Below are 1,135 nucleotides of genomic sequence, written 5' to 3' on the forward strand. Positions count from 1 at the left end.
CTCATGTCACCGGCAAGGAATGTCTGGGCGAGTCAAGCACCATACTATGAACGCCATCAGCCCGAAAAGACGCTCCTCTATCAATTGGTTCAGGAACATTATCCTGTCTTTAAGTCCTCGTTGGAGGGTCAGGGACAAAGCTTGCCTCGTTACGTTCAGAGAGAGTTCGAAGATTTTCTCCAATGTGGTCGGCTGGAATATGGCTTTTTGCGTGTCCGCTGCGAGGATTGCCATCATGAACGATTGGTCGCATTTAGCTGCAAGCGCAGAGGGTTCTGCCCCAGCTGTGGTGCCCGCCGGATGGCGGAGAGTGCCGCGCTCTTGGTGGATGAGGTGTTTCCCAAAGTTCCCATACGCCAGTGGGTGCTGAGCTTTCCCTTCCAGTTACGATTCCTGCTGGCTCGCCATCCAGAGCTGATGGGTAAAGTGTGAGGCATTGTCTACCGCACAGTCTCTACGCATTTAATTAGGCAGGCTGGTTTTACCAAGGCTACCGCACAAACCGGTGCAGTGACGTTGATCCAACGCTTTGGTTCTGCGCTCAACCTTAATGTCCATTACCACATGCTATTTCTCGATGGCGTATACGCCGAAGATACCTATGGCCAACGGCGGTTCCATCGGGTCAAGGCACCCACTCAACATGAACTCAATGCGCTCGTTAACACCCTCAGCCACCGGGTCGCTCGCTGCCTGGAAAAACGCGGTCTGTTGGAGCGAGATGCCGAGAATACCTGGTTGACGCTGGACGAGGAAGGAGGAGATGTACTCACGCAACTGCACGGTTCCTCGGTGACTTACCGCATCGCCACCGGCCCCCAGCAAGGGAGTAAGGTCTTCACCCTGCAAACCTTCCCTCATTGCGAAAGTGAGAAGCCAGGCTATGGCCAAGCGGCTAAAGTGGCAGGGTTTTCACTCCATGCCGGTGTGATGGCCGAAGGACATCAGAGGGATAAACTCGAACGGCTCTGCCGCTACGTTAGCCGACCCGCTGTTTCAGAAAAGCGCCTGGCATTGACCTCCAATGGACACGTTCGGTATGAACTCAAAACCCCGTATCGCAATGGCACAACCCATGTGATCTTCGAACCCATGGACTTCATGGCCAAGCTGGCTGCACTGGTACCCAAGCCGC

General features: G+C 54.6%; 1 pseudogene. It reads left to right on the top strand.

From position 1 onward, the window contains the following. Positions 1 to 3: 3 nt before the first annotated feature. Positions 4 to 1,135 (top strand): annotated as a pseudogene (locus A3756_RS16940) (transposase); the annotation flags it as partial.

The organism is Oleiphilus sp. HI0086, from assembly GCF_001635225.1.